We start from the raw sequence: 20,513 nt of genomic DNA on the forward strand, positions 1-20,513 counted from the left end.
ATAAACCTAAATCCAGAGCCGGGCTACTTATAAATATTTCGGTAATCTCTACCGGGTAGTAATCTTTTACTCCAATACTTCTACGGTCATGTAAATTTCCTGGCTGGGCCAATCCTGGGTATCTACGGGAACGCGGGCAATTTTATCTACCACGTCCATGCCTTCCAGCACTTCGCCAAAAACGGTGTATTTTGTGTCGAGGGTAGGTACGCCGCCGTTGGTTAAGTAGTTTTTAATTTGGGCCGGTGTGTAAGTAATGCCGTAGCGTTTGCTTACTTCCTGTAGTTCATTTTCTGAAACCGGCGAACCCTGTACCATGTAAAAATTATCGGCCGAAGAAGCTTTGGTCGGGTTAAATTCATCGTCGTAACGGGCCATGGCCACTGCCCCGCGCACGTGCACAAAATCCGGATTTACTTCGGTAGGTACCCCGTATTCACCAATTTTCATTTTCTCGGTGCGCGAATCGCCGCCTTGCACCATGTGCCCTTTTATTACCCGGTGAAAAACAGTGCCGTTGTAATAACCCATTTTAGCTAACCGTATAAAATTAGCCCGGTGCAATGTCGTTTCCGGATATAATTTTAATTTAATATTGCCCATTCCGGTTTTAATCAATACTACTGTTTCCGGGTTTTCGCGGCCAAACTTTAAAAGTTCTTCGCGCACGTTTTCGTTGGTGAGCAGCTTAATATCACCAGCTTTTTTTTTCTCCTGGCAAAAAGTGAATAAAAAGGAAAATAGAGAAAGAAATAAAAAATTAAAAAAATAGTTTTTGCCCCGCATGGTTTACCTGATTTTTTACCCAAAGATACAAATTAGGGAGGTAATCTGTTGGGCCTGGCCAGATAAATGGTAATCGGAAAAATTTCCCATCAGAAAATCTAGAATAAAATAGGTAAAGCTACTGGTAAGCATTTTACCGGAAAGCAGATAGTTTAAAAGCCTGAAAAGAAGTATGTGCGCCAGGGGTGGTGTTATCAGCGCCTATTGATTAGCCTAAATTTTATTTATTATCGATAAAAGCACCAGGCAAGAGCGGCTATATAATTTGGTAATGAGATTGAATATAAGTTTGGTTGTAAATTAAAATTAGGTAAAATTTATAAATACATTAAGTATGGTTTACGGTAAAATATTAATATATAATAAATTCAGTAAACAAGAAATATACCTATTTGTATCTTTCGTTAGGATGAAGTTAAACGGTTTTATACCTTTGTAGAGGCCGGTAATTATTACCAGATTTAAGGTAAAGTAATTTGTTCCGGCTCATTTAAGTGAAAAACTCCCGACCCCACAAATATTTCCGTCGAAAAATAATAAATCCCTTGCTGGCCTTGCTTACCATGGGTATTACCCCACATAAGCTGGCTTTAACCGTAGCTTTGGGGTTTATGGTGGGCATCATGCCGCTGTTTGGGTTGGCTACGTTGCTTTGTACTTTGTTGGGGATTCGGTTTAAATTAAATATTCCGGCTTTGTTGCTGATTTGTTATTTGGCGGCACCCCTGCACTTGTTGTTGTACTTGCCATATATTAAAGCCGGTATTTATATTTTCGGTGCCGAAGAATTTAAGATAACTATCGACGAAATGCTGACTTTGTTCCGGCAGGACTGGTTAAAAACGCTTAAAAAATTGTGGTTGGCCAATTTATTAGGGGTAGCGGCGTGGTTGCTGTTCAGTTTACCGCTTACTACCATTATTTATTACTTAATGCTGCCGGTTTTTAACAAGTATGTGCGGACACCCATAAAAGATTCTGATAATACGATAGAGGTAGATTAGCCGGATATTCTAAAATGTTGCTTTAAGTAGAAGGAAGATTCTATCAATCTAAACCAAAAGCACTTACTGCATCTATTTTTACTCTAAAGCTTATAACCTAAAGGTTTTTGGCCATTATAAAATCATTCATCCAATAAGGGCCAATCGGAATATCTTCTTCGGCAATTACAGCAAAACCTAAGCGTTCATATCTAAGCCGGGCAGCGTTAAAGCGATTTACATTTAAAATTAACTTTTGGCCACCGTTAAGGCGTGCTTCCTGTTCTACGTGCCGCACCAAAAAACCACCAAACCCCTGACCCTGGTAGCTGGGCTTCACGTAGAGTTTATTTAGTTTAAAGGTATAGTTGGGCAAAGGGGAGTAGGAGGCAAACCCAGCGGGTGCCTGGTTAACATATAAAATAAAAAAAATCTGGTTAGCCGCTATTTGCGCTTGTAAAGCCGCCGTATTATAAATTTCATTTTCCATGTAACGGATTTGCTCCGGCGCTAAAATATCGCGGTAAGCGGGTTCCCAGGTCTCCGAAATTATTTCCTGAATATCCGGTATTTGTTCCGGGCCAACTTGTTTAATTTGGAAAGTATACATGGGGTTAATGGCTTAACTTAAGCCGGCACATTTGTTTGTTGCACCACAATATTGTCACCGATTTTAATTTCTGCCCCTAGATTTATCGGTATAACATTTTGCCCGAACAAAACTTTGTTTTTACCGGCTGGGGTACGGTAGGTAGCTAAGGTGCGCAGCGGTTCCGGACCTTTCTGGGCTGTATCCTGATCGATGGTAGTTAAAACGCAACGCGCCGATGGCTTTACTCCTTTAAAATGAACGTCGCCAACTGTAAATTGCTGCCAGGTATCTTCTACAAACGGTTCGCCGCCGGTAAATACTAAATTCGGCCGGAACCGGTTCATGGGCACGGGTTGCTCCAACCGATGATTCAGATCTGCTAAAGAAGCGTCTCCAATTAATAATATAGGAAAGCTATCGGCAAAACTGACCAATTCTCCGGGTTCCGCATAGTCTAAATCGGCTTGCCGTTGGGCATTATCGGGCATATACACCAACCGGCAAAACCGACCTAAAATTTCAGTAAACCATTTATTCGCTTCTTCCGAAACTTCTATTGCTTCAACGGTATCGTCCCATATTTGTACCTGCAAAGAGTGGCTGGTAGTGGGCAAAAAAGGAACCTGCAGTGGGAGCAGATTTTGGGTTTTATGCGTTACCAAAAGCCCGTAGGGTTGTAGTTGCACCTGCAGCAAGGCCATCGGTGCAAAACTTCGCTGGGTTAAAAACTGGTTATGCTCATCTACCAGCAACCAACGGCGGTCGTGCTGCAAACCCCGCAATTCTACCTGGGCGGCCGGCACCGAAATGCCACCCAAGGATTTAATGGGATAAATCAGTATTTCACTTAAAGTTAAAGCTGGCAGCATAACTAACCTACAACCGTTTTAAGCCGTTTACTTATACTTTTTTGGGCGGTAAATCAAAGGCTTCGGCATTGTGCTCAAAATGACCTTTGTGGGAACCATCGCAGAAAGGTTTATTTTTAGACATACCGCACCGGCACATCGAAACCAAGGTCCGTCCGCCTAACCCATAAGCATTGCCATGCTTATCAAAAACTTCAAAATCGCCTTCTATTTTAAGCGAACCGTTATCATTAACCGTTATTTTAGTTGCCATATTGTTTTGTTTAGGTCTGCAAAGTTAAAAACCCCCACCAGTTTTTTTGTATACCCCAGGTTTTAATTCCAAAATAAAACAGCCTTGTAAAAGAAATGCCGGCCAGTAGCTGAATTTATAGATAGGATTTATCTAAACAGGCTCTAAAAATATTGTCTATTTCAACCTCGAATATTATACTCATTTTAGAGCGGCTTTGTGCTACAAAATAAATTATTAATCCGGCTTTGCTGAGAGGCTCTTAGTGGCTCTTGAGAGTTAGTATAAATAAGGGGCTGTTTAAATTTCTGTTGGAGAAAGGCAAATACAAATTTTTAAGCGTTTTGCGCCAGCTAAAACAATTTCTAACCGGATGAGTTAAAGGCTTACTAATCTGTAAAAAACTATGTTAATTCAAAGAGATTTAAAATGGAGCGTCGTGTTCTTTTATACCTGGAAGAGCATGTTATATTATATAATGCTCGCCATTTTGGTTTTTCTGCTGCACGATTATTACGGCGTTTTAAAACTGCATTTACCCTTTAGCACCATTACCGCTCTGAGTACCGCCCTGGCTATATTTTTAGGTTTTAAAAATAACAATGCGTACGATAGGTGGTGGGAAGCCCGCCAGATTTGGGGCACGCTGGTAAATTATAGCCGCGCCTGGACCCGCCAGGTAATTACCATGATTATTCCGACTGACCCCACCGAAGCCGAAGCCGTGAAAGAATTACAATACCGCATGGTTTACCGCCATATTGCTTTTGTGCATGCCCTCCGGGTATTTTTAAGAAGACCACTTGCTTATAACGAAAACAACCAGGAAGAAATATTTGCCGAAACGAACGAATACACCGATACCATATCGTTTCTGGGTAATAATGAATACAAAGTTTTTTGCCACAAAAACAATCCGCCTAATTATTTAATCGAAATGCAGGGCGAGGATTTGCGCCGGGCTTACGACCATGGCTGGCTTTCGGATTATAGGTTTGCCAAGTTAGAAGAAACCCTGGTAGAATTTAACAATGTGCAAGGCCGGAGTGAGCGCATCAAAAATACCCCTTTCCCGCGGCAGTACAGTTTCTTTTCGCGGGTATTTGTTTTTATTCATGCCTCGTTGCTACCTTTTGTTTTTGTAGAAGAAATAGGCTGGGCCAGTATGCCTATATCGGTCATTATTTCTTTTGTGTTCTTGTGCTTAGACTTGGTAGGCGAACGGGCCGAGGATCCTTTTGAAAACCGCCTCGAAGATGTGCCTTTAACCGCGCTGTGCCTTACCATCGAAACCAACGTGAAAGAACAATGGGGCGATAAAAATTTCCCCAAAGCCAAAGATTTCAGCAAGGGAGTTATTTTGTAATAATGCAGTTACTCATTTATTTCTAACCAGCCTTTTTTGGTGGTACAATTGCTGGCGCTCCGGATAAAATAATAATACGTACCCTGGGTAAGATTGCTGCCATCCCAATTATTCAGGTAATTCTTATTTTCGTACACCAGCTTGCCCCACCGGTTATATACCTGCAATTCAGTATTGGGGCCACTGTTTTGGATTACAAAAAAATCGTTTTTACCATCTTTGTTGGGCGTAAAAATATTGGGCACTTCTAAGGCCGGCAGCGCCGCCGCTACGGTTACGCTGTCGGTTAGGGTGCAATTGCCTAAAGTTAAAGCTACCGCGTAAGTACCGGGTTGGGTAACGGTAATGCTTTGTTCCGTCGACCCCGTTGACCATAAATAATTATAGCCCGGATTACCCGCATTTAAAACAACTGTCTGGCTACATAAATATTGCGACTGCCTTGCTAAACTGGGGGCCGGAGGAGCCGCTACTGTAACGGTAAGAGTGGTTGTAGCCTGGGTTATACAACTGGTGGAGTTATTAGCCGCCAATGTTACCTGGTAATTACCTGGTTTCTGGTACGTGTGGCTGGGATTCGCTTCCGTAGAAGGAGGGCTGCCATCGCCAAAGTTCCAGGAATAAGTAACACCATTTTCAGAAGTATTCTTAAACTGCACATTATACGGAGCACAGGAAGGTGGCGGGGTATCGGCCCGGGCAATTATTTGATTAGAGATATAAGGCGAAAACTGGTATTTAATAATAGCGGCATCCGGCGAACTAAAATAAGTAGGATCGTAAGCCCCCGGCGTAACCGGCTGATTAGACGAATAAGTACATTCTATCTGGTGCAGGGTACCGCCCTCCGTAATTAAACTGTTATTGGCCTGGTGAATATGGGTTTGAACATCGGTGCCGCCTAAATAACTGCCGTAAATAAGCTGTTTGGCATCTTTGCTTAGCTGGCACACATACATGGTTTTACGGTTTCGCTCTTGGGCATCGGCGGTAAGCGGCGACACATTTAAAGCGTACCCGGCCAGGTAAATGGTTTCGCAAGTATTTACCCGGAAAGCCGTAGGCACTTTAAGTATATTGCCGTTGGCACCCAAATGCGTGGAAAAGATTGTTGTATTTAAAGTTGGGGAAAGTTTATGAATAAAATATCCGCCCGAAGCATTGGGCGTACCGTACGTTCCGGTGGTTATGGGGTAAGAGCCGGCAGTATAGCCGGTAGCATATACATTTTCGGTTTTGTCTAATTGCAGGTGTTTTACAAAATCGGCCTGGGGTGTACCCAGGAAAGTAGCCATCTCGAGCTGGGTGCCATTCGCCGAAATAATGGCAATAAATCCGTCGCGGTTACCGGCCAAGTTGGTTTGAATTGTACCTGGAGTAACCGGGAAATCCGAGCTAAAAGAACTGCCACCCAGGTAAATTTTACCGGTAACCCCAATTTTAAGGTCGTAAATTAAATCTTCGGAATTGCCCCCAATAAACGACGACCACAGTAAGTTGGTTAAATTATTGTTTAATTTGGCCACTAAGCCGTCGTAACCATTTTTTTTCGTTGTCTGAAAGCCGTTTACAATCCGAAAATCATTAGACATGGTACAACCGCCCACAAATATATTACCCGCATCGTCTAGGGCTAATTGGGCCGGGATGCTCCCAATGGTACCGCCTTCTGGGCCCGCACCACCCAGATAAGTTGAGGCCAGCAAAGCGGTGCCATTAGCTGATAACCGGGCTATAAAATAATCGCGGTTACCGTTGTAGCTGCGGTCGTAGGCCGAGCCGGTCGTCGGGAAATCTTCGGCAGTGGTATGGCCCAAAATATATAACTCGTTTTGCCGGTTAACCACTAAGGCTAACGGATATTCGTCGTTGTTCACGCCCGAGCCACCTAGGTAAGTAGCATATAGCAAGCCGGTTCCCTGTTCATTTAGCTTTGAAATACCTGTGTTATTTCCGCGTCTAACCGTTTGGTAAGCCCCGGTACTTACCGGGTAAAACGGACCCATGGTGCGGCTGGAAATATAAGTATTACCGGCTGCATCGGCGGTGGCACAATTAGCCGACAAGCCGGCATTGGCCCCGGCGTAAGTCATAAATATTAATTCCGGATCAATAATTAAAGGTAAATCGGGGCGGTGGTTACCGGTAATTTTAAAACCTAAAGTACCAGCTTGTAAGGTAAATTCGCAACCCACTTCTTTGCGTTCGCCGGCTATTTCCTGGTAAGCAAAAGGTTTTTCTTCTATTATTTCGCTTAACGAGGTTTTAATATAAAGTCGCCCATTTTGTAAGGTAAGTTTCTGGGCACCTTCGTATTTCATTTTAATGTGATCAATATTGGCCCCGGCTGCTACTACGTAATCGTATTTTAAACCCTTTTTGGCGGTATAAAGCCGTAGGTTTATTCCCGGAAAAATCCCTGAATATAATATTTCGCCGTAAGCTGGTACCGCCTTTGCCCACTGTGCCGGGTTGTTGCCAATAAAATAATTGCGTAAGCCGGAAAGTTTTTGCTGGCCCGAAATTTTGGTTTGCGGGTTGGCATTTATCAACTGCACCCGCAAGCCGTGCCCACGGTAAACATTTTTCTTATTTTCGGTTTCGTCGGCTTCGGTATCAAAATAATCTTTTTCTAGAAAATTATAAGTAAATCCTGCTTTTTCCAGAAACAGCCAGCCCTGCGGTAAGGTGGCGGTAAACAATGCTTTTTCGTCCCATTGACCACTGTTCTGGATAAACTCGGTTGTAAAGCTGCTTTCTGGGGCATGGGCCCAAACTTTAACCAGGCTCAGCCAAAAAAACAAAAGATAAACTAAATGGCGCATATTGTTAGCAATTTCATCAGCTTTAAAGGAGTAGAATTATTCGGGATAGTATATTACTAAATTTATATTAAATCTAAGCGTAAATTTTTTGGCTCAAAATGGTTAAATAATTTTCTAAAATTTGGAGCAGATTTAAAAAATTAAAAGAGAGAAGCTGCCGTTTTAAAAGTATTTAGTTAAAATTAAAAATGCGGTTTGTAACTGGTTACAATATAATATTTTATCCGGCAATTAAGCGGTAAGCCATTAAACAAAACTTTTAACCTATTTATTTAAATTCAATTATGTATTTATCTAAAAGCCAGTATTATATATCTGAATTATTTGTGCCTTGCTAATATTTCTGAAATATCTTATCTTAGTTAAGGTTAATTTTCCGTTGAGAATTTACCAAGGGGTACCAACCAGCTAAATAAATAATAGCTCGAAAAGCAGTTTGCCGGCAGCTACCCAGACGCTAAAGTAAATTTATTTACCTACCCGAATGAAAAAACTTTTACTTATTTTTTTATTGTTACTATCTTTTCGGATTACCTATGCTACCCACATTGTAGGCGGCGAATTTAATCTTAAATATTTAACCGGGTCTACTTATCAGGTAACCCTTAACATGTATTTTGATAAAATTTATGGTAACCCGGGGGCGATCGACCCGTTTATAACGGCCAGTATTTTTGAAAAAGGTACTAACCGCCGGATGGGCAATTTTAATATGTCTAACCCCCGTACTTTTCCGGTGGTGTATACTTCGGTGGCCTGCACCAGTTCCTCACTCAGCACCGACCGTATTGTATATACCCAAAATATTAACTTACCCGACAATGTATTTAACAACCAGAACGGGTACTATTTGGTTTGGGAAAGATGTTGCCGTAACGGCGTAATCACCAATATTACCAATCCGGGTGCAGCCGGGCAAACGTTTTACCTCGAGTTTCCGGCAGTTGTAAAAAATGGTCAGGCTTTCCGCAATTCCTCGCCCGAACTAATATCGGCGGTTAGTGATTATGCCTGCTTAAACGAACTGTTTACGTTTGACTTCAGCGGCAAAGACCCCGACAGCGATTCTTTGGTTTACGAAATGGCCACCCCGTTAAACGGCAGCAGCCGGCAAAATAACCCGGCACCCGTTGCGGCTTCGGCACCGTATTCATTGGTTAGCTGGGTTCCGGGGGTAAATACCGCCAATCAAATTCCGGGTAGCCCCAGCCTTTCGGTAAATGCCAAAACCGGGTTGTTAACGGTAAGGCCATCGCAACTAGGCTTGTTTGTGTTCTCGGTGCTTTGCTCAGAATACCGGAACAAAGTTAAAATTGGCGAAGTACGGCGAGATTACCAATTAATGGTTTTAAACTGCCCCCGCAACGAGCAACCGGGCATTAAAATGAAAACCGCTGATGCCCGCACCTTTTATCAGGAAGGAGAGGTGCTTACCATTTATGGCAACGAAAGCAAATGCCTGAATTTTTACCTGACCGATGTTGAACCGAATTCAGCTTTGAAAATAGAAGCAAAAGGCGTAAATTTTACTTTAACCGACCAACTCTTAAGCGTAAGTAGCGGCATTGTTAACCGGAACGGCCAGCCCGATACCATGGTAACCACCGCCTGTTTTAAACCTTGTCTCGATTCGCAAGGCAAACCTTACGTCGTAGATTTTATTGTTTCGGATAACGGTTGCAGTTTACCTAAAAAAGATACGGTGCGGGTATCGGTAATTTTTGTGCCGGCCCCCGATGTTCCGCCTACTGTCCGGACTACCGCTACCACAAATTTGCTCCAGGCTTACCTGAATGATTTAGTTTCTTTTGATGTGTTGGGCTTAGATACCGACGACGATGACATGACTTTAACTATAACGGGTAAGAATTTTGATATAAGTAAACACGCCATTAGTTTTCAGAATAAATCGGGCAAAGGCCAGGTAAGCAGCCCGTTTAGCTGGCGCATGGATTGCACTACGCTGGACCAGGAGTCTTATATCATCGATTTTAGCGTAGTAACTACTAAATGTGATAAACCGGTGACTCACACCACTACCATCGAAATTAACCCCCTGGGCTTAGGCGAAATTCCGGTATTTAACCCAGCCAATATTTTTACGCCCAATAACGATGGCCTGAACGATTATTTTCAGCTACCTACCTTACCACCCGATTTTTGCGAAAGTGTTTTTGCGGGTATAAAAATTTATAACCGCTGGGGCAAACTGGTGTACGAAACCGCTGAACGCAACTTTAAATGGGACGGCAAAAATGTAAGCGACGGTATTTATTATTACGTTGTAAAATATTCCGACAAAGAGTTTAAAGGCACCGTTACCAAAGTCCGGTAAAATTTATTTAAGCAATACAATATGGAGCAGTAATTTTACTAAAATTATTGCATTAAAGGCATCTTAAAATTTATATAAAAAAATATCTATATAAACCGAACAAAATAGCATAGCAGAAGTAAAACAAAGTATAAATCAGGTACTTAATCCAGATATAGTTTTTCTGAATGATAAAAATTTACTTTTGTTATGCTTCATTTACTTAAATTTTCCAGAACTGTTGTTAAAACCCGCGAAGATATTTACCTGGAGTTTAAGACTTTGGTCAACATGTCGCCGCTGGAACTCGAAAAATGGCTGGAAACCAAAACGGCCCAAATACCGGCGGGCGATAATCCCGAATCGGAATTAATTATAGATAAAAAGTTTTCGAAAAAGCTGATCAAGATTTTACTCAAACGTAAGTTTATGCTTACCAAAGGCGATTACGAGTGCCTGGAGAAAATCACCAATCATATTAACCAGCTTTACAAGCACCAACCTACCGACAACATGCCCATTTCGGCGTGGCGCTACGCGCTCATGAATCTGGGCCACGACCCTTTAAAAGTGCTGGAAAACTGATGCTTTGAAATATCTTAGTACTACCGTAAACAATAATACCTAAAACTGCTAATATGAGATAAAGCCGCCACCATGTAGCGGCTTTATTTTTTACTAACATCCTGCTCATTCCTCCTTTCCTTTAAAATATTATCCTGCACTATTCTGGCTAAACTTTTTAAATAATTCGCTTTAAGATATTCATAACCAATTAATTATCAGTAAATATCCGGTTATTCTGAAAAAATATATTTATTTTTCTGTAACTAATCGCCTGAAGCCTGGTTCCCCTAATCGCTTTAAATATTAAAACCATACACCTCGCTTGGAAGCAGCCACCGATAATGCCTTGATGCTAAAAGTTAAAGCCGGCGATAGCGACCGCCTGGGCTTACTGTTTGAGCGGTACCACCGGGCTTTGTACAGCTTTTTTTACCGGTTAACGGGGCAGTGCGAAGCAAGCGAAGACTTGGTGCAGAATGTTTTTTTGCGGATGTTAAAATATAAGCACACTTATACCGGCGAAGGCGAATTTAAAACCTGGATGTACCACCTGGCCCGGAATGTACATGCCGATTTTTATCGCAAAAACAAGCGCCTGGGCTTTGCCGATGATTATACCAGCCTGGAAAATAAGCTCCGGGACGATTATAACCCCGAGGAGCAAACCAGGCATAACGAGGAAATGCATTTGTTGCAGACGGCATTAAACTGCTTAGAAGTAGAAAAACGAGAGGTGTTGGTTTTGAGCCGTTTTCAAGGATTAAAATATAAAGAAATTGCTGAGCTGTTTAACTGCTCGGAAGGAGCTATTAAAGTAAGAGCCTTTCGGGCGCTCGACGAATTAAAAGCCATTTACTTAAAATTAGAAAGAAGAGAAATAGCCTAATGGAGGAGAAATACGAAAAGTTGGTAGACGCTTACCTGCTGGGAAATCAATCGGAAAACGAAAAACAGGCTTTGGAAAAAGCCATACATGAAGGACATATAGAGCCTAGCCAGCTAAATGAATTTGCCAGATTTAATACCCTACTAACGGCTGCTCCGGTGCCAGAACCATCGGAAAAAATGCGGAGCAATTTTTACCAGATGCTGGCCGAAGAAAAAAGAAAGAGCCAACAAAAACACTGGTTAAACAATTTTATAACCGAATTGCTTAGCAGCCTGCAGCGCGAATTTAGTTTTGGCCGGTTAGCATACGGCTTAATTTTAATGGCCTTAGGAGTTTTGCTCGGGTTACAGTTCCGGCCGATGAAAAACACCGACGATGAAAAATTATTGGCCTTAACCACCGAAATGCAGCAAATGAAAAAAATGATGATGCTGACCTTACTTGAGCAGCCCACGGCTACCGAAAGACTAAAAGCCGTTAACCTGACCAACGGCATGGAATTGGCTGATGATAAAGTAATTAAATCTTTGCTCCAAACCCTGAACTACGATCCCAGCGTGAATGTGCGCTTAGCCGCTATTGAAGCCCTGTACCAACACGCTGAAAATCCGGTGGCCCGCGAAGGGCTGGTAAATGCCATTGCAAAACAAGATTCGCCGCTGGTGCAACTGGCCCTGGCCGATGTAATGGTGGCCATGCAGGAAAAAACTTCGGTGCAAGCGCTTAAACAGCTATTGCAAAAGAAAGACCTGAACGATGCCGTAAAAACCAAAGTGCGCCAAAGCCTGGAAATATTAATATGAGCCGTAATTGTAAGTTATGAAAAAAAGTATAATGCTAATTTGGGGGCTGTGCCTGGCAACAGTAGCCAGTGCCCAAGCCCAATCGCAAAGAGAAACCATAAACCGGAGTGCCTCTTTTTCCAACGCAGCTGCAAGGGTATTATCGGTTGAGAATATTCATGGGTTTGTGCACATAGAAGGTTACAATGGCAATAAAGTGGAGCTGACTGCCGAAAAGAAAATTACCGCCAAATCCACTGCCCTGGTCGAGAAAGGAATGAAGGAAGTAGAAGTAAAGCTGGTGCAGTCGAACGATAGCATTTACGTTTACCTGGAAGCGCCCTTTATTTTCCGGAAGCAGCCCCGGAGCCGCAACATGATGGTAAACTTAGAGGAAAAAGAATACGACTACCAGGTAGATTTAACTTTGCGGGTGCCCAACAATGTAAGCTTAATTGCCTCTACTGTTAACCAGGGCGAAGTGCAGGTAAACAACGTTTCTGGCGATATTCGCGCCCGCCACGTAAACGGCCCTATTAGTTTAACCGGGGTAATGGGCAAAACCGATGCTACTACCGTAAATGGCCGCATTGATGTGTTCTACAAACAAAGTCCGCCGGCCGATTCCCGTTTTAAAACGGTTAACGGAAATATTAATGTATACTATGCGCCCAACATGAACGCCAACGTGGCCTTTAAAACCATGCACGGCCAGTTTTATACAGATTTATCTGAAGTGGAAATGATGCCTGTGAAAGTGGTTAAAAACAGCGATAAACAAGGCGAAGGAACGGTTTACAAAATAGATAAAGCCAACACCTATAAAATTGGGAAAGGTGGCCCCGCCCTTAGTTTCGAAACCCTGAATGGCAATATTTACCTTAAAAAGAATTATTTCTAAATACACGATTTATCCTTAGCTTTTATTTAACTCAATTATATGAATACTTCTTTAATAAGATGTCTGGCCGTGGCATGCTTACTTTGGGGTGGCCTCCCGGCGGCCCAGGCCCAGACCAACGATTCTGATAAATTACAAATTGCTTTAAGTCAGCCGGGAAAAGCCGGCATGTTGCGGGCTAGTTTATTGCAAGGCTCTATTACCGTAACCGGCTACAAAGGCAAAGAAGTTATTATTAATTATACCAGCCGCGAAGGCAAACCCCGCGAACGCGATAGCAACAGCAAAGACGAATCTAACGGTTTACGCCGGCTGCCCAATAATAATTCGGGTTTAGAAGTACGCGAAGAAAATAATACCGTAACCGTTAAAACATCTAATTTTAACCGCGCCATAGATTTACAGATTCAGGTACCCGCCGATTTTTCTTTAAAGCTTAAAACCCTGAACAACGGTGTAATTCTGGTTGATGATGTAAACGGCGAACTGGAATTGGATAACTTAAACGGAAATATTACTTTACGCAACGTAGCCGGCAGTGCCTCGGCCTCTACTTTAAACGGCAATATTTTAGCTAGTTTTAAACAGGTAACGCCTAATATGCCCATGGCTTTTAGTAGCCTGAACGGGAAAATAGACGTTACTTTGCCGCCTTATGCTAAATTTAATGCCAAACTAAAAACTGATAATGGCGATATTTTTACCGATTTTGATATGGCTATGGAAAAGGGCAACGCCAGCTCAACAACTACCAATAATGTGGCTCCTTCGCGGTTACGCAGCACCGATGCTGCTCCCGGCACCCGTATTTACGTAGATAAATGGCTTTATGGGAAAATAAACGGCGGCGGCCCGGATATGTTATTCAAGAATTTTAACGGCAATATTTATATTCGGAAAAGTAAATAAATAACTGAACCCAAATAATTAAAACACATTAAAAAACCGCTTCTTTAACTAGAGCGGTTTTTTGTTTTCTGCTAATATAATAAATCAATATCAATGTAATTGCTAGTAAACCAAGTTATTAAAAGACATTTTAAAACTGCTCAGTCTTTAATTAATTCAAAATGTTTGAGTAATTATTTAATCGCTTCGAAAAGGCGCATGGGTGGGGCGTTCCGGAAACAAAATTCGGTGCTTACTTTAGAGAAGTAAATATCCAGGTAATCTTTCAGGTAGCGGTCCATCTGAAAAAAAGTCTGGTAAGCCAGAAATTTACCCTTCGGCCGTAAACAATTGTAAGATCTTTTTACAATGGTATTGCGGAGCTCGTGGGGCAAAAAAGAGAACGGAATACCCGAAATAATATAATCGGCCTGGGGTTCGTGGCTAAGGGCCAGTAACTCGCCTACATTTTCGGCGCTTTCGTGGTAAATTATTAAACGGGCATCGCGAAAAGAATTTTCCAGAATTTTTATAAAATCCGGATTGCGTTCTATTAAAATTAATTTAGAATCGGCCGTGAGATTATCGAGCAGATAGCGGGTAAAAACGCCGGTACCGGGGCCGTACTCAATAATTACATTGCGTTTGCTAAAATCTATTTTGTCGCAAACCTTTTTTATGCCAAAGATAGAAGTAGGGGTAAAAGATGCGACTTGCTTGTCGCGCAACATGTTTTTTAAATAAACAATGGTATCCATACTTTATCTTTCCCGATAATGATTTTTGGGTTTAATGTAAATTTTGCCGGTACAATAACGTAAAATTTCTCTTAATTCCTATTGATAAAATCGTATAGTACGCGAAGAAAAAAGGCGGGTTTTAAGGCCGCCCTTTAATTAATCGAAGCTGGTGAGCGCATAAGCCAGTATATTGGCCCCCATACGCAAAGCAGCCTGTCTTTTATCTTCAGGGTCGTTGTAGATTTCCTGGTCTTCCCAGCCATTACCTAAATCGCACTCAAACGAATAAAAACACACCAGGCGACCCTGGTACACCAAACCGAAGCCCTGGGGCGGCTTATTATCGTGCTCGTGTACCTTGGGCAAACCTTTCGGGAAATTATATTTCTGGTGGTAAATCGGGTGAGAGAAAGGTAGTTCTACAAAGTCCAGCTCCGGAAAAACTTTTTTCATTTCGGCCCGGATAAATTTATCTAAACCATAATTATCATCGATGTGTAAAAAGCCGCCGCTAATTAAATATTTACGCAAATTTTCGGCTTCGGCATCGGTAAAGGTTACGTTGCCATGCCCGGTCATGTGCACAAATGGGTAAGTAAATATCTCAGAGCTGCCTACTTCTACCACTGCCTCTTCTTTGTTAATATTCATGTTCAGGTTTTGGTTACAAAACCGGATAAGGTTGGGTAAAGACGTTTTGTTGGAGTACCAATCGCCGCCGCCGTTGTATTTTAATTTTGCAATCTGGAAACTAGGATTCTGGGCCCGAACCAGCGAAAAGCTAGCCAGGAGCAGCCAAAGGGTAATCAGGTATTTCATACGTTAGAATGCGTTTAAGCTCTTTTTAATTCAGAAAGTAAGTTAAGGGTATGGCAGGCTACCAGGGCGGCGGTTTCGGTGCGCAGGCGGCTGTTGCCCAAGGTAACCGGCCTAATGCCCTGTTGGTAAGCCAATTCAATTTCAGCCGGCGAAAAATCCCCTTCGGGGCCAATTAATACACAAGTACTGGCCGTTGGGCTTACCTGGTGCAGGGGCAAACGGTCGTGTTCTTCTAAATGCGCAATAAAGGTTTGGGCCGGCTCCACATTTTTAATAAACTGTTTAAAAGGTATCAGGTCGGTAATCTGGGGTTTAAATGCTTTTACCGATTGCTTCATGGCGCTCACCACTACTTTTTCCAACCGCTCCAGGTTAACCTGCTTTCGTTCAGAACGTTCGCAAAGCAAAAAAGATATAGCATCTACTCCAATTTCGGTTGCTTTTTCTAAAAACCATTCTATCCGTTCAATGTTTTTAGTAGGAGCTACGGCAATATGAATGTGGTAAGGTCGTAAACCATAATTTAACTGGCTCTGCGTAATTTCTAAGATACACTTTTTAGGGTTATCAATAACAATTTTTGCCGTGTAAAAACCACCTTTACCATCAACCAGTTGCACCGCATCGCTGATACCCAGCCGCAAAACTTTTATAGCGTGTTTCGATTCTTCTTCGGGTAAGGTTAGCTGGTTGCCGGTAATGTGAGGCGTATAGAAAAGGTGCATGATTTTTATTTTTAGCCTAAGATAATAGGGCGAGTAAATTTGGTACAAATATCGGTAGCTTATATTTAAATTATTTAACGTTTACAGCAGGTATAGCTACTTAACCGCAACGCGAATAAATCATTATAGTAAATTAATAATATTTGGCAAAACCGTGCTTAGGTTGTAGCTTTACTTAAACACAAACAAATAAATCTAATATTTCACGAAAACAATTTAAATGGAACAAACCTTAGACAGGCAACAGCACCCGCCTACCTTATTTATCCTGTTTTTTACCGAAATGTGGGAGCGTTTTAGCTACTATGGTATGCGGGCGCTATTAGTGCTTTTTCTAACCTCTTCTTTAATGAAAGGCGGTTGGGAATGGAGCCGCGAAAGTGCCTTGCAACTTTATGGCTTATATACAGGCCTGGTATATTTAACGCCTATTTTTGGCGGATTAATTGCCGATAGATTATTGGGCTACCGGAATGCCGTAATTTTAGGCGCCTTTATCATGACTTTGGGCCACGCCAGTATGGCTTTAGAAACGCCTTTCTTTTTTTACGCAGGTCTTACCTGTTTAATTTTAGGCAACGGTTTATTTAAACCAAATATTTCTTCCATGGTTGGTCAGTTATATACGGATAATCCGAATAAAAAAGACGCGGCTTATACCATTTTTTATATGGGTATAAACTCCGGTGCCTTTTTAGGTATTTTATTATGTGGTTACATCGGCGAAAAAGTTGGCTGGAGTTATGGCTTTGGCTTAGCAGGTATATTTATGTTTTTAGGTATGCTGCAGTTTACCTTTGCGCAAAAATTATTTGGCTCGGTAGGAGCCAAGCCCGTTAAAACCGATGCCGCTGCGAAGAAAGCTGCCGCTGTTGCGGCTGCAAATGTTAGCGCAGAAGATAAAAAAGTAACCAGTGACCGGGTAATTGTAATTGCCGTATTTGCGTTCTTTACCATATTTTTCTGGATGGCTTTTGAACAGGCCGGCGGCTCCATGACTATTTTTGCCAACGATTATACCAACCGGGTTCTGTCGGGGAGTAGCGCTACAATTTTCCGGTGGGCGAATACCATTCTGGTAGTAGGACCCATGATTATTTTAACCTTTGTGCTGTTTAATTTATTCCGGCAAACCTTTAGTCGCATTGCTTTATCTAATACTATTCTGGGCATTAGTTTTGCTATTATCTGGGCTTTGGTAATCTGGATGCTAAAGCGGGAGTTTGGCGATGAAGCCCCCGAGGTACCGGCTTCGTGGTTTGGTATTCTGAATTCCTTTTTTATTATTTCATTGGCGCCCTTGTTTTCTAAAATTTGGGAAAGCTCTTTTAACCCTTCGGGACCCATTAAATTTGGTTTAGGCTTGATTTTACTGGGTTTGGGTTTTGCCATATTGGCTTACGGTGGTGCCGAAATTCCCCAGGGAGCTAAAACAGCATCGGTGAGCATGGTTTGGCTTATTCTGGCGTATGCTTTCCATACCATGGGCGAACTTTGTGTTTCGCCGGTTGGCTTATCTTACATTAGTAAATTGGCCCCGGTAAAGCTGGTGGGTTTAATGTTTGGAGTTTGGTTTGGTGCTACTTTTGTGGCCAATTACCTGGCCGGTTTAACCGGCTCTTTTATTGATAAAATTACCGAACAATATTCTATGAGTGCCTTCTTCCTGATATTTACCTTTGTGCCTATTCTGGCTGGCTTTGTAATGATGGCCCTGAATGGTGTATTAAAGAAAAAGATGCACGGTATTTATTAATAGCAACTTACGTTTTTATAAAAGCCTCTACCTGTTTTGGATAGAGGCTTTTTTATGGTAATTAGGGAACAAAACTTAAAAAGCTGAGTTGCGTTCATGCACCAAACAGGTTTTGATTTAACAATTATTTATGCTACTACGGAGAATATTCTTTTTGACCTTACTAATGGGTGCGAGCTGCCGGCCAAATGCCAATCTGCCCCAAGGGCAATATTATTCTGCCCAAACTACCGCTATGCAGTTGCGTTTTCCGGGCCAGATAAATAATACGCTTGAGTACGACCAGTTGGGGCGTTCTACCAAACGATTGTACCAACGGCATTTAAATAATTTAGCGCCGGGCCAAAACGATAAAATAATGTATTACGGCCATACCGTAGATGTGCCCGATAAAACACCTTATACCGGATTAGGGAAATTTATTCCATCGCTAGATACTTCGGCAATTAAAGCACAAGGCTTTGTAAACCGGAATATCAATAATCAGCCTTACTGGCACAAAAGAGCCGAGGACCGCAGCCGGAAAATTGTTACCGCCGAGTACGTGGTAAAGGTTGATAGCGGCTATTTTTATCTATTTTCGTACGCGCCTATCCGGCATTTACTGCCCAACGAAGAAGATGTAATTATTGCCCAAGACAGTCTTAACCGGAAGCATGGTGCCATAATAGGCGCCATGAAGGGTAGATGATTTTTTTACTTTGTTTGAGAAAATAAAAAAGCCCCGACAAATGCCGGGGCTTTTCTTATATAAGCATATACAGGAAGAATTACATCATGCCGCCCATGCCGCCCATGCCACCTGGCATACCGCCACCAGCACCAGCTTTCTCTTCTTCTGGTTCGTCAGAAATTACACAGTCGGTAGTTAATAACAGACCGGCAATAGAAGCCGCATTTTCTAAAGCTAAACGAGTAACTTTAGTTGGGTCGATAATACCGGCCGCAAATAAGTTTTCGAATTTATCTTCACGGGCATTGTAACCATAGTCACCGGAGCCTTCGCGTACTTTCTGAATAATTACAGAACCCTCGCCACCAGCGTTAGAAACAATGGTACGCAAAGGAGATTCTAACGCCGTACGGATAATGTTAACACCGGTTAATTGGTCGTCGTTATCTACTTTAACGTCTTTTAAAGCTTCAATAGCGCGTACCAAAGCTACACCACCACCAGCTACAATACCTTCTTCAACGGCCGCACGGGTAGCATGTAAAGCATCGTCAACGCGGTCTTTTTTCTCTTTCATTTCTACTTCAGTAGAAGCACCAATGTAAAGAATAGCCACACCACCTGATAATTTAGCTAAACGCTCTTGCAATTTTTCGCGGTCGTAGTCAGAAGTTGTGGTTTCCATTTGCGCTTTAATTTGGTTAACGCGGCCTACAATGGTTTCTTTCTGACCTTTACCGTTTACAATAGTGGTATTGTCTTTGTCGATGATAATTTTTTCGGCCTGGCCTAAATAATCCAGGGTAGCGTTTTCCAGTTTAAAGCCTCTTTCTTCTGAAATTACTTCACCACCGGTTAATACGGCAATGTCTTCCAGCATCGCTTTCCGACGGTCGCCGAAGCCAGGAGCTTTAACAGCGGCAATTTTTAAAGAACCACGCAGCTTGTTCACTACCAAAGTAGCTAAAGCTTCGCCGTCTACGTCTTCGGCCACAATAACCAAAGGCTTACCTGTCTGAACTACTTGCTCTAATACGGGCAGTAATTCTTTCATGGTAGATACTTTTTTGTCGTAGATCAGGATAAATGGATTATCCAGGTCGGCTTCCATTTTCTCGGGGTTGGTTACAAAGTAAGGCGACAGGTAACCGCGGTCGAACTGCATACCTTCTACCGTTTTTACTTCGGTTTCGGTACCTTTGGCTTCTTCAACGGTGATTACACCATCTTTACCAACTTTGTCCATGGCATCGGCAATCATCTGACCGATTTCGGCATCGTTGTTAGCAGAGATAGTACCTACTTGAGAAATTTCGCTTGAATTTTCGATTTTTTTAGATTGTGAACGCAGGTTCTCAACAACAGCAGTAACGGCTTTGTCGATACCTCTTTTCAAATCCATGGGGTTGGCACCGGCCGCTACGTTTTTGCTACCAGCTGTATAGATAGCCTGAGCTAATACAGTAGCAGTGGTAGTTCCGTCACCAGCTTGATCGGCCGTTTTAGAAGCAACTTCTTTTACTAACTGAGCACCCATGTTTTCAATAGGATCTTTCAGTTCAATTTCTTTAGCAACGGTTACACCGTCTTTGGTGATTGAAGGTGCACCAAATTTTTTATCTATAACTACGTTGCGGCCTTTAGGACCTAAAGTAACTTTAACGGCATTCGCTAATTTGTCAACGCCAGCCTTCACTTTGTTACGGGCTTCGGTATCAAACGAAATATTTTTAGCCATAATTTTATTTTTTAATTATTTATTTAACAATGGTTTGCTTTACAGCTTACTAACTTCTTCTAACTATT

At 42.1% G+C, this 20,513-nt stretch carries 19 protein-coding genes; 10 read left to right on the plus strand and 9 right to left on the minus strand.

Translation table 11 applies throughout. The features are described from left to right. Positions 1–66: 66 nt before the first annotated feature. Complete coding sequence (locus ACO1R6_RS06585; RefSeq protein ID WP_486263242.1) at positions 67–786, minus strand: peptidylprolyl isomerase; 720 nt, start codon at positions 784–786, stop codon at positions 67–69. Positions 787–1,280: 494 nt separating this feature from the next. Between ACO1R6_RS06585 and ACO1R6_RS06590 the strand changes: the two genes are divergently transcribed. Beyond that, positions 1,281–1,790 (plus strand): DUF2062 domain-containing protein, encoded by a 510-nt coding sequence (locus ACO1R6_RS06590; protein ID WP_486263243.1) that lies wholly within the window; start codon positions 1,281–1,283, stop codon positions 1,788–1,790. A 97-nt stretch (positions 1,791–1,887) separates the two neighbouring features. Here ACO1R6_RS06590 and ACO1R6_RS06595 read toward each other — a convergent pair whose 3' ends face one another. From ACO1R6_RS06595 to ACO1R6_RS06605, 3 genes are read right to left on the minus strand one after another with little or no spacing between them, the layout of a single operon-like run. After that, positions 1,888–2,379, minus strand: a complete 492-nt coding sequence (locus tag ACO1R6_RS06595; RefSeq protein ID WP_486263244.1) for a GNAT family N-acetyltransferase — start codon at positions 2,377–2,379, stop codon at positions 1,888–1,890. Positions 2,380–2,396: 17 nt separating this feature from the next. Beyond that, entirely contained in the window at positions 2,397–3,230 is an 834-nt protein-coding gene (locus ACO1R6_RS06600) for an MOSC domain-containing protein (protein WP_486263245.1), read from the minus strand. Positions 3,231–3,261: 31 nt separating this feature from the next. Then, positions 3,262–3,483 (minus strand): CDGSH iron-sulfur domain-containing protein, encoded by a 222-nt coding sequence (locus tag ACO1R6_RS06605; RefSeq protein ID WP_486263246.1) that lies wholly within the window; start codon positions 3,481–3,483, stop codon positions 3,262–3,264. A gap of 442 nt (positions 3,484–3,925) precedes the next feature. Between ACO1R6_RS06605 and ACO1R6_RS06610 the strand changes: the two genes are divergently transcribed. Next, complete coding sequence (locus ACO1R6_RS06610) at positions 3,926–4,828, plus strand: bestrophin family protein (protein WP_486263248.1); 903 nt, start codon at positions 3,926–3,928, stop codon at positions 4,826–4,828. A gap of 8 nt (positions 4,829–4,836) precedes the next feature. Here the strand turns inward: ACO1R6_RS06610 and ACO1R6_RS06615 are convergent, their stop codons facing one another. Continuing rightward, positions 4,837–7,653, minus strand: coding sequence for a DUF7948 domain-containing protein (locus ACO1R6_RS06615; protein ID WP_486263249.1), 2,817 nt, complete (start codon positions 7,651–7,653; stop codon positions 4,837–4,839). Between the two features lie 484 nt (positions 7,654–8,137). Here ACO1R6_RS06615 and ACO1R6_RS06620 point away from each other — a divergent pair, with 484 nt between their 5' ends. From ACO1R6_RS06620 to ACO1R6_RS06645, 6 genes are all read left to right on the plus strand, one after another. Continuing rightward, entirely contained in the window at positions 8,138–9,988 is a 1,851-nt protein-coding gene (locus ACO1R6_RS06620; protein ID WP_486263251.1) for a T9SS type B sorting domain-containing protein, read from the plus strand. A gap of 189 nt (positions 9,989–10,177) precedes the next feature. Further along, entirely contained in the window at positions 10,178–10,552 is a 375-nt protein-coding gene (locus tag ACO1R6_RS06625) for a DUF3140 domain-containing protein (protein ID WP_486263253.1), read from the plus strand. Positions 10,553–10,883: 331 nt separating this feature from the next. Next, positions 10,884–11,420, plus strand: coding sequence for an RNA polymerase sigma factor (locus tag ACO1R6_RS06630; protein ID WP_486263291.1), 537 nt, complete (start codon positions 10,884–10,886; stop codon positions 11,418–11,420). After that, the gene (locus tag ACO1R6_RS06635) at positions 11,420–12,226 is read left to right on the plus strand and encodes a HEAT repeat domain-containing protein (RefSeq protein ID WP_486263255.1); all 807 of its coding nucleotides are present in this window, start codon (positions 11,420–11,422) and stop codon (positions 12,224–12,226) included. The genes ACO1R6_RS06630 and ACO1R6_RS06635 overlap by 1 nt, the downstream gene beginning before the upstream one ends. Positions 12,227–12,242: 16 nt before the next feature. Beyond that, positions 12,243–13,106 carry a DUF4097 family beta strand repeat-containing protein gene (locus ACO1R6_RS06640; protein WP_486263257.1) on the plus strand — a complete coding sequence of 288 codons (864 nt, stop codon included), beginning with the start codon at positions 12,243–12,245 and terminating at the stop codon, positions 13,104–13,106. 39 nt (positions 13,107–13,145) lie between these two features. After that, the gene (locus tag ACO1R6_RS06645; protein ID WP_486263258.1) at positions 13,146–14,015 is read left to right on the plus strand and encodes a DUF4097 family beta strand repeat-containing protein; all 870 of its coding nucleotides are present in this window, start codon (positions 13,146–13,148) and stop codon (positions 14,013–14,015) included. A 173-nt stretch (positions 14,016–14,188) separates the two neighbouring features. On the opposite strand, the gene ACO1R6_RS06650 is transcribed toward ACO1R6_RS06645, so the two are convergent. The 3 genes from ACO1R6_RS06650 to ACO1R6_RS06660 form a co-directional block, all read right to left on the minus strand. Then, the gene (locus ACO1R6_RS06650; protein WP_486263260.1) at positions 14,189–14,752 is read right to left on the minus strand and encodes a class I SAM-dependent methyltransferase; all 564 of its coding nucleotides are present in this window, start codon (positions 14,750–14,752) and stop codon (positions 14,189–14,191) included. A gap of 138 nt (positions 14,753–14,890) precedes the next feature. Next, complete coding sequence (locus ACO1R6_RS06655; protein WP_486263261.1) at positions 14,891–15,553, minus strand: DUF4159 domain-containing protein; 663 nt, start codon at positions 15,551–15,553, stop codon at positions 14,891–14,893. 14 nt (positions 15,554–15,567) lie between these two features. Beyond that, positions 15,568–16,278, minus strand: coding sequence for a 16S rRNA (uracil(1498)-N(3))-methyltransferase (locus ACO1R6_RS06660; RefSeq protein ID WP_486263262.1), 711 nt, complete (start codon positions 16,276–16,278; stop codon positions 15,568–15,570). Positions 16,279–16,498: 220 nt separating this feature from the next. Between ACO1R6_RS06660 and ACO1R6_RS06665 the strand changes: the two genes are divergently transcribed. After that, on the plus strand, positions 16,499–18,034 hold the full coding sequence (locus ACO1R6_RS06665; protein ID WP_486263263.1) for a peptide MFS transporter: 1,536 nt from the start codon (positions 16,499–16,501) through the stop codon (positions 18,032–18,034). Between the two features lie 130 nt (positions 18,035–18,164). Further along, a complete protein-coding gene (locus ACO1R6_RS06670; protein WP_486263264.1) occupies positions 18,165–18,725 on the plus strand; it encodes a hypothetical protein in 561 nt (186 codons plus the stop codon). A gap of 79 nt (positions 18,726–18,804) precedes the next feature. On the opposite strand, the gene groL is transcribed toward ACO1R6_RS06670, so the two are convergent. Then, complete coding sequence (groL, locus tag ACO1R6_RS06675) at positions 18,805–20,445, minus strand: chaperonin GroEL (protein ID WP_486263266.1); 1,641 nt, start codon at positions 20,443–20,445, stop codon at positions 18,805–18,807. Between the last annotated feature and the right edge of the window lie 68 nt (positions 20,446–20,513).

Source organism: Adhaeribacter sp. (assembly GCF_057359045.1).

Bases quoted from the DNA above. Each gene is read 5' to 3' on its own strand.
- ACO1R6_RS06585 (WP_486263242.1), bottom strand. From the start codon at position 786: ATGCGGGGCAAAAACTATTTTTTTAATTTTTTATTTCTTTCTCTATTT.
- ACO1R6_RS06595 (WP_486263244.1), bottom strand. From the start codon at position 2,379: ATGTATACTTTCCAAATTAAACAAGTTGGCCCGGAACAAATACCGGAT.
- ACO1R6_RS06600 (WP_486263245.1), bottom strand. From the start codon at position 3,230: ATGCTGCCAGCTTTAACTTTAAGTGAAATACTGATTTATCCCATTAAA.
- ACO1R6_RS06605 (WP_486263246.1), bottom strand. From the start codon at position 3,483: ATGGCAACTAAAATAACGGTTAATGATAACGGTTCGCTTAAAATAGAA.
- ACO1R6_RS06610 (WP_486263248.1), top strand. From the start codon at position 3,926: ATGTTATATTATATAATGCTCGCCATTTTGGTTTTTCTGCTGCACGAT.
- ACO1R6_RS06615 (WP_486263249.1), bottom strand. From the start codon at position 7,653: ATGCGCCATTTAGTTTATCTTTTGTTTTTTTGGCTGAGCCTGGTTAAA.
- ACO1R6_RS06620 (WP_486263251.1), top strand. From the start codon at position 8,138: ATGAAAAAACTTTTACTTATTTTTTTATTGTTACTATCTTTTCGGATT.
- ACO1R6_RS06625 (WP_486263253.1), top strand. From the start codon at position 10,178: ATGCTTCATTTACTTAAATTTTCCAGAACTGTTGTTAAAACCCGCGAA.
- ACO1R6_RS06630 (WP_486263291.1), top strand. From the start codon at position 10,884: ATGCTAAAAGTTAAAGCCGGCGATAGCGACCGCCTGGGCTTACTGTTT.
- ACO1R6_RS06635 (WP_486263255.1), top strand. From the start codon at position 11,420: ATGGAGGAGAAATACGAAAAGTTGGTAGACGCTTACCTGCTGGGAAAT.
- ACO1R6_RS06640 (WP_486263257.1), top strand. From the start codon at position 12,243: ATGAAAAAAAGTATAATGCTAATTTGGGGGCTGTGCCTGGCAACAGTA.
- ACO1R6_RS06645 (WP_486263258.1), top strand. From the start codon at position 13,146: ATGAATACTTCTTTAATAAGATGTCTGGCCGTGGCATGCTTACTTTGG.
- ACO1R6_RS06650 (WP_486263260.1), bottom strand. From the start codon at position 14,752: ATGGATACCATTGTTTATTTAAAAAACATGTTGCGCGACAAGCAAGTC.
- ACO1R6_RS06655 (WP_486263261.1), bottom strand. From the start codon at position 15,553: ATGAAATACCTGATTACCCTTTGGCTGCTCCTGGCTAGCTTTTCGCTG.
- ACO1R6_RS06660 (WP_486263262.1), bottom strand. From the start codon at position 16,278: ATGCACCTTTTCTATACGCCTCACATTACCGGCAACCAGCTAACCTTA.
- ACO1R6_RS06665 (WP_486263263.1), top strand. From the start codon at position 16,499: ATGGAACAAACCTTAGACAGGCAACAGCACCCGCCTACCTTATTTATC.
- ACO1R6_RS06670 (WP_486263264.1), top strand. From the start codon at position 18,165: ATGCTACTACGGAGAATATTCTTTTTGACCTTACTAATGGGTGCGAGC.
- groL (WP_486263266.1), bottom strand. From the start codon at position 20,445: ATGGCTAAAAATATTTCGTTTGATACCGAAGCCCGTAACAAAGTGAAG.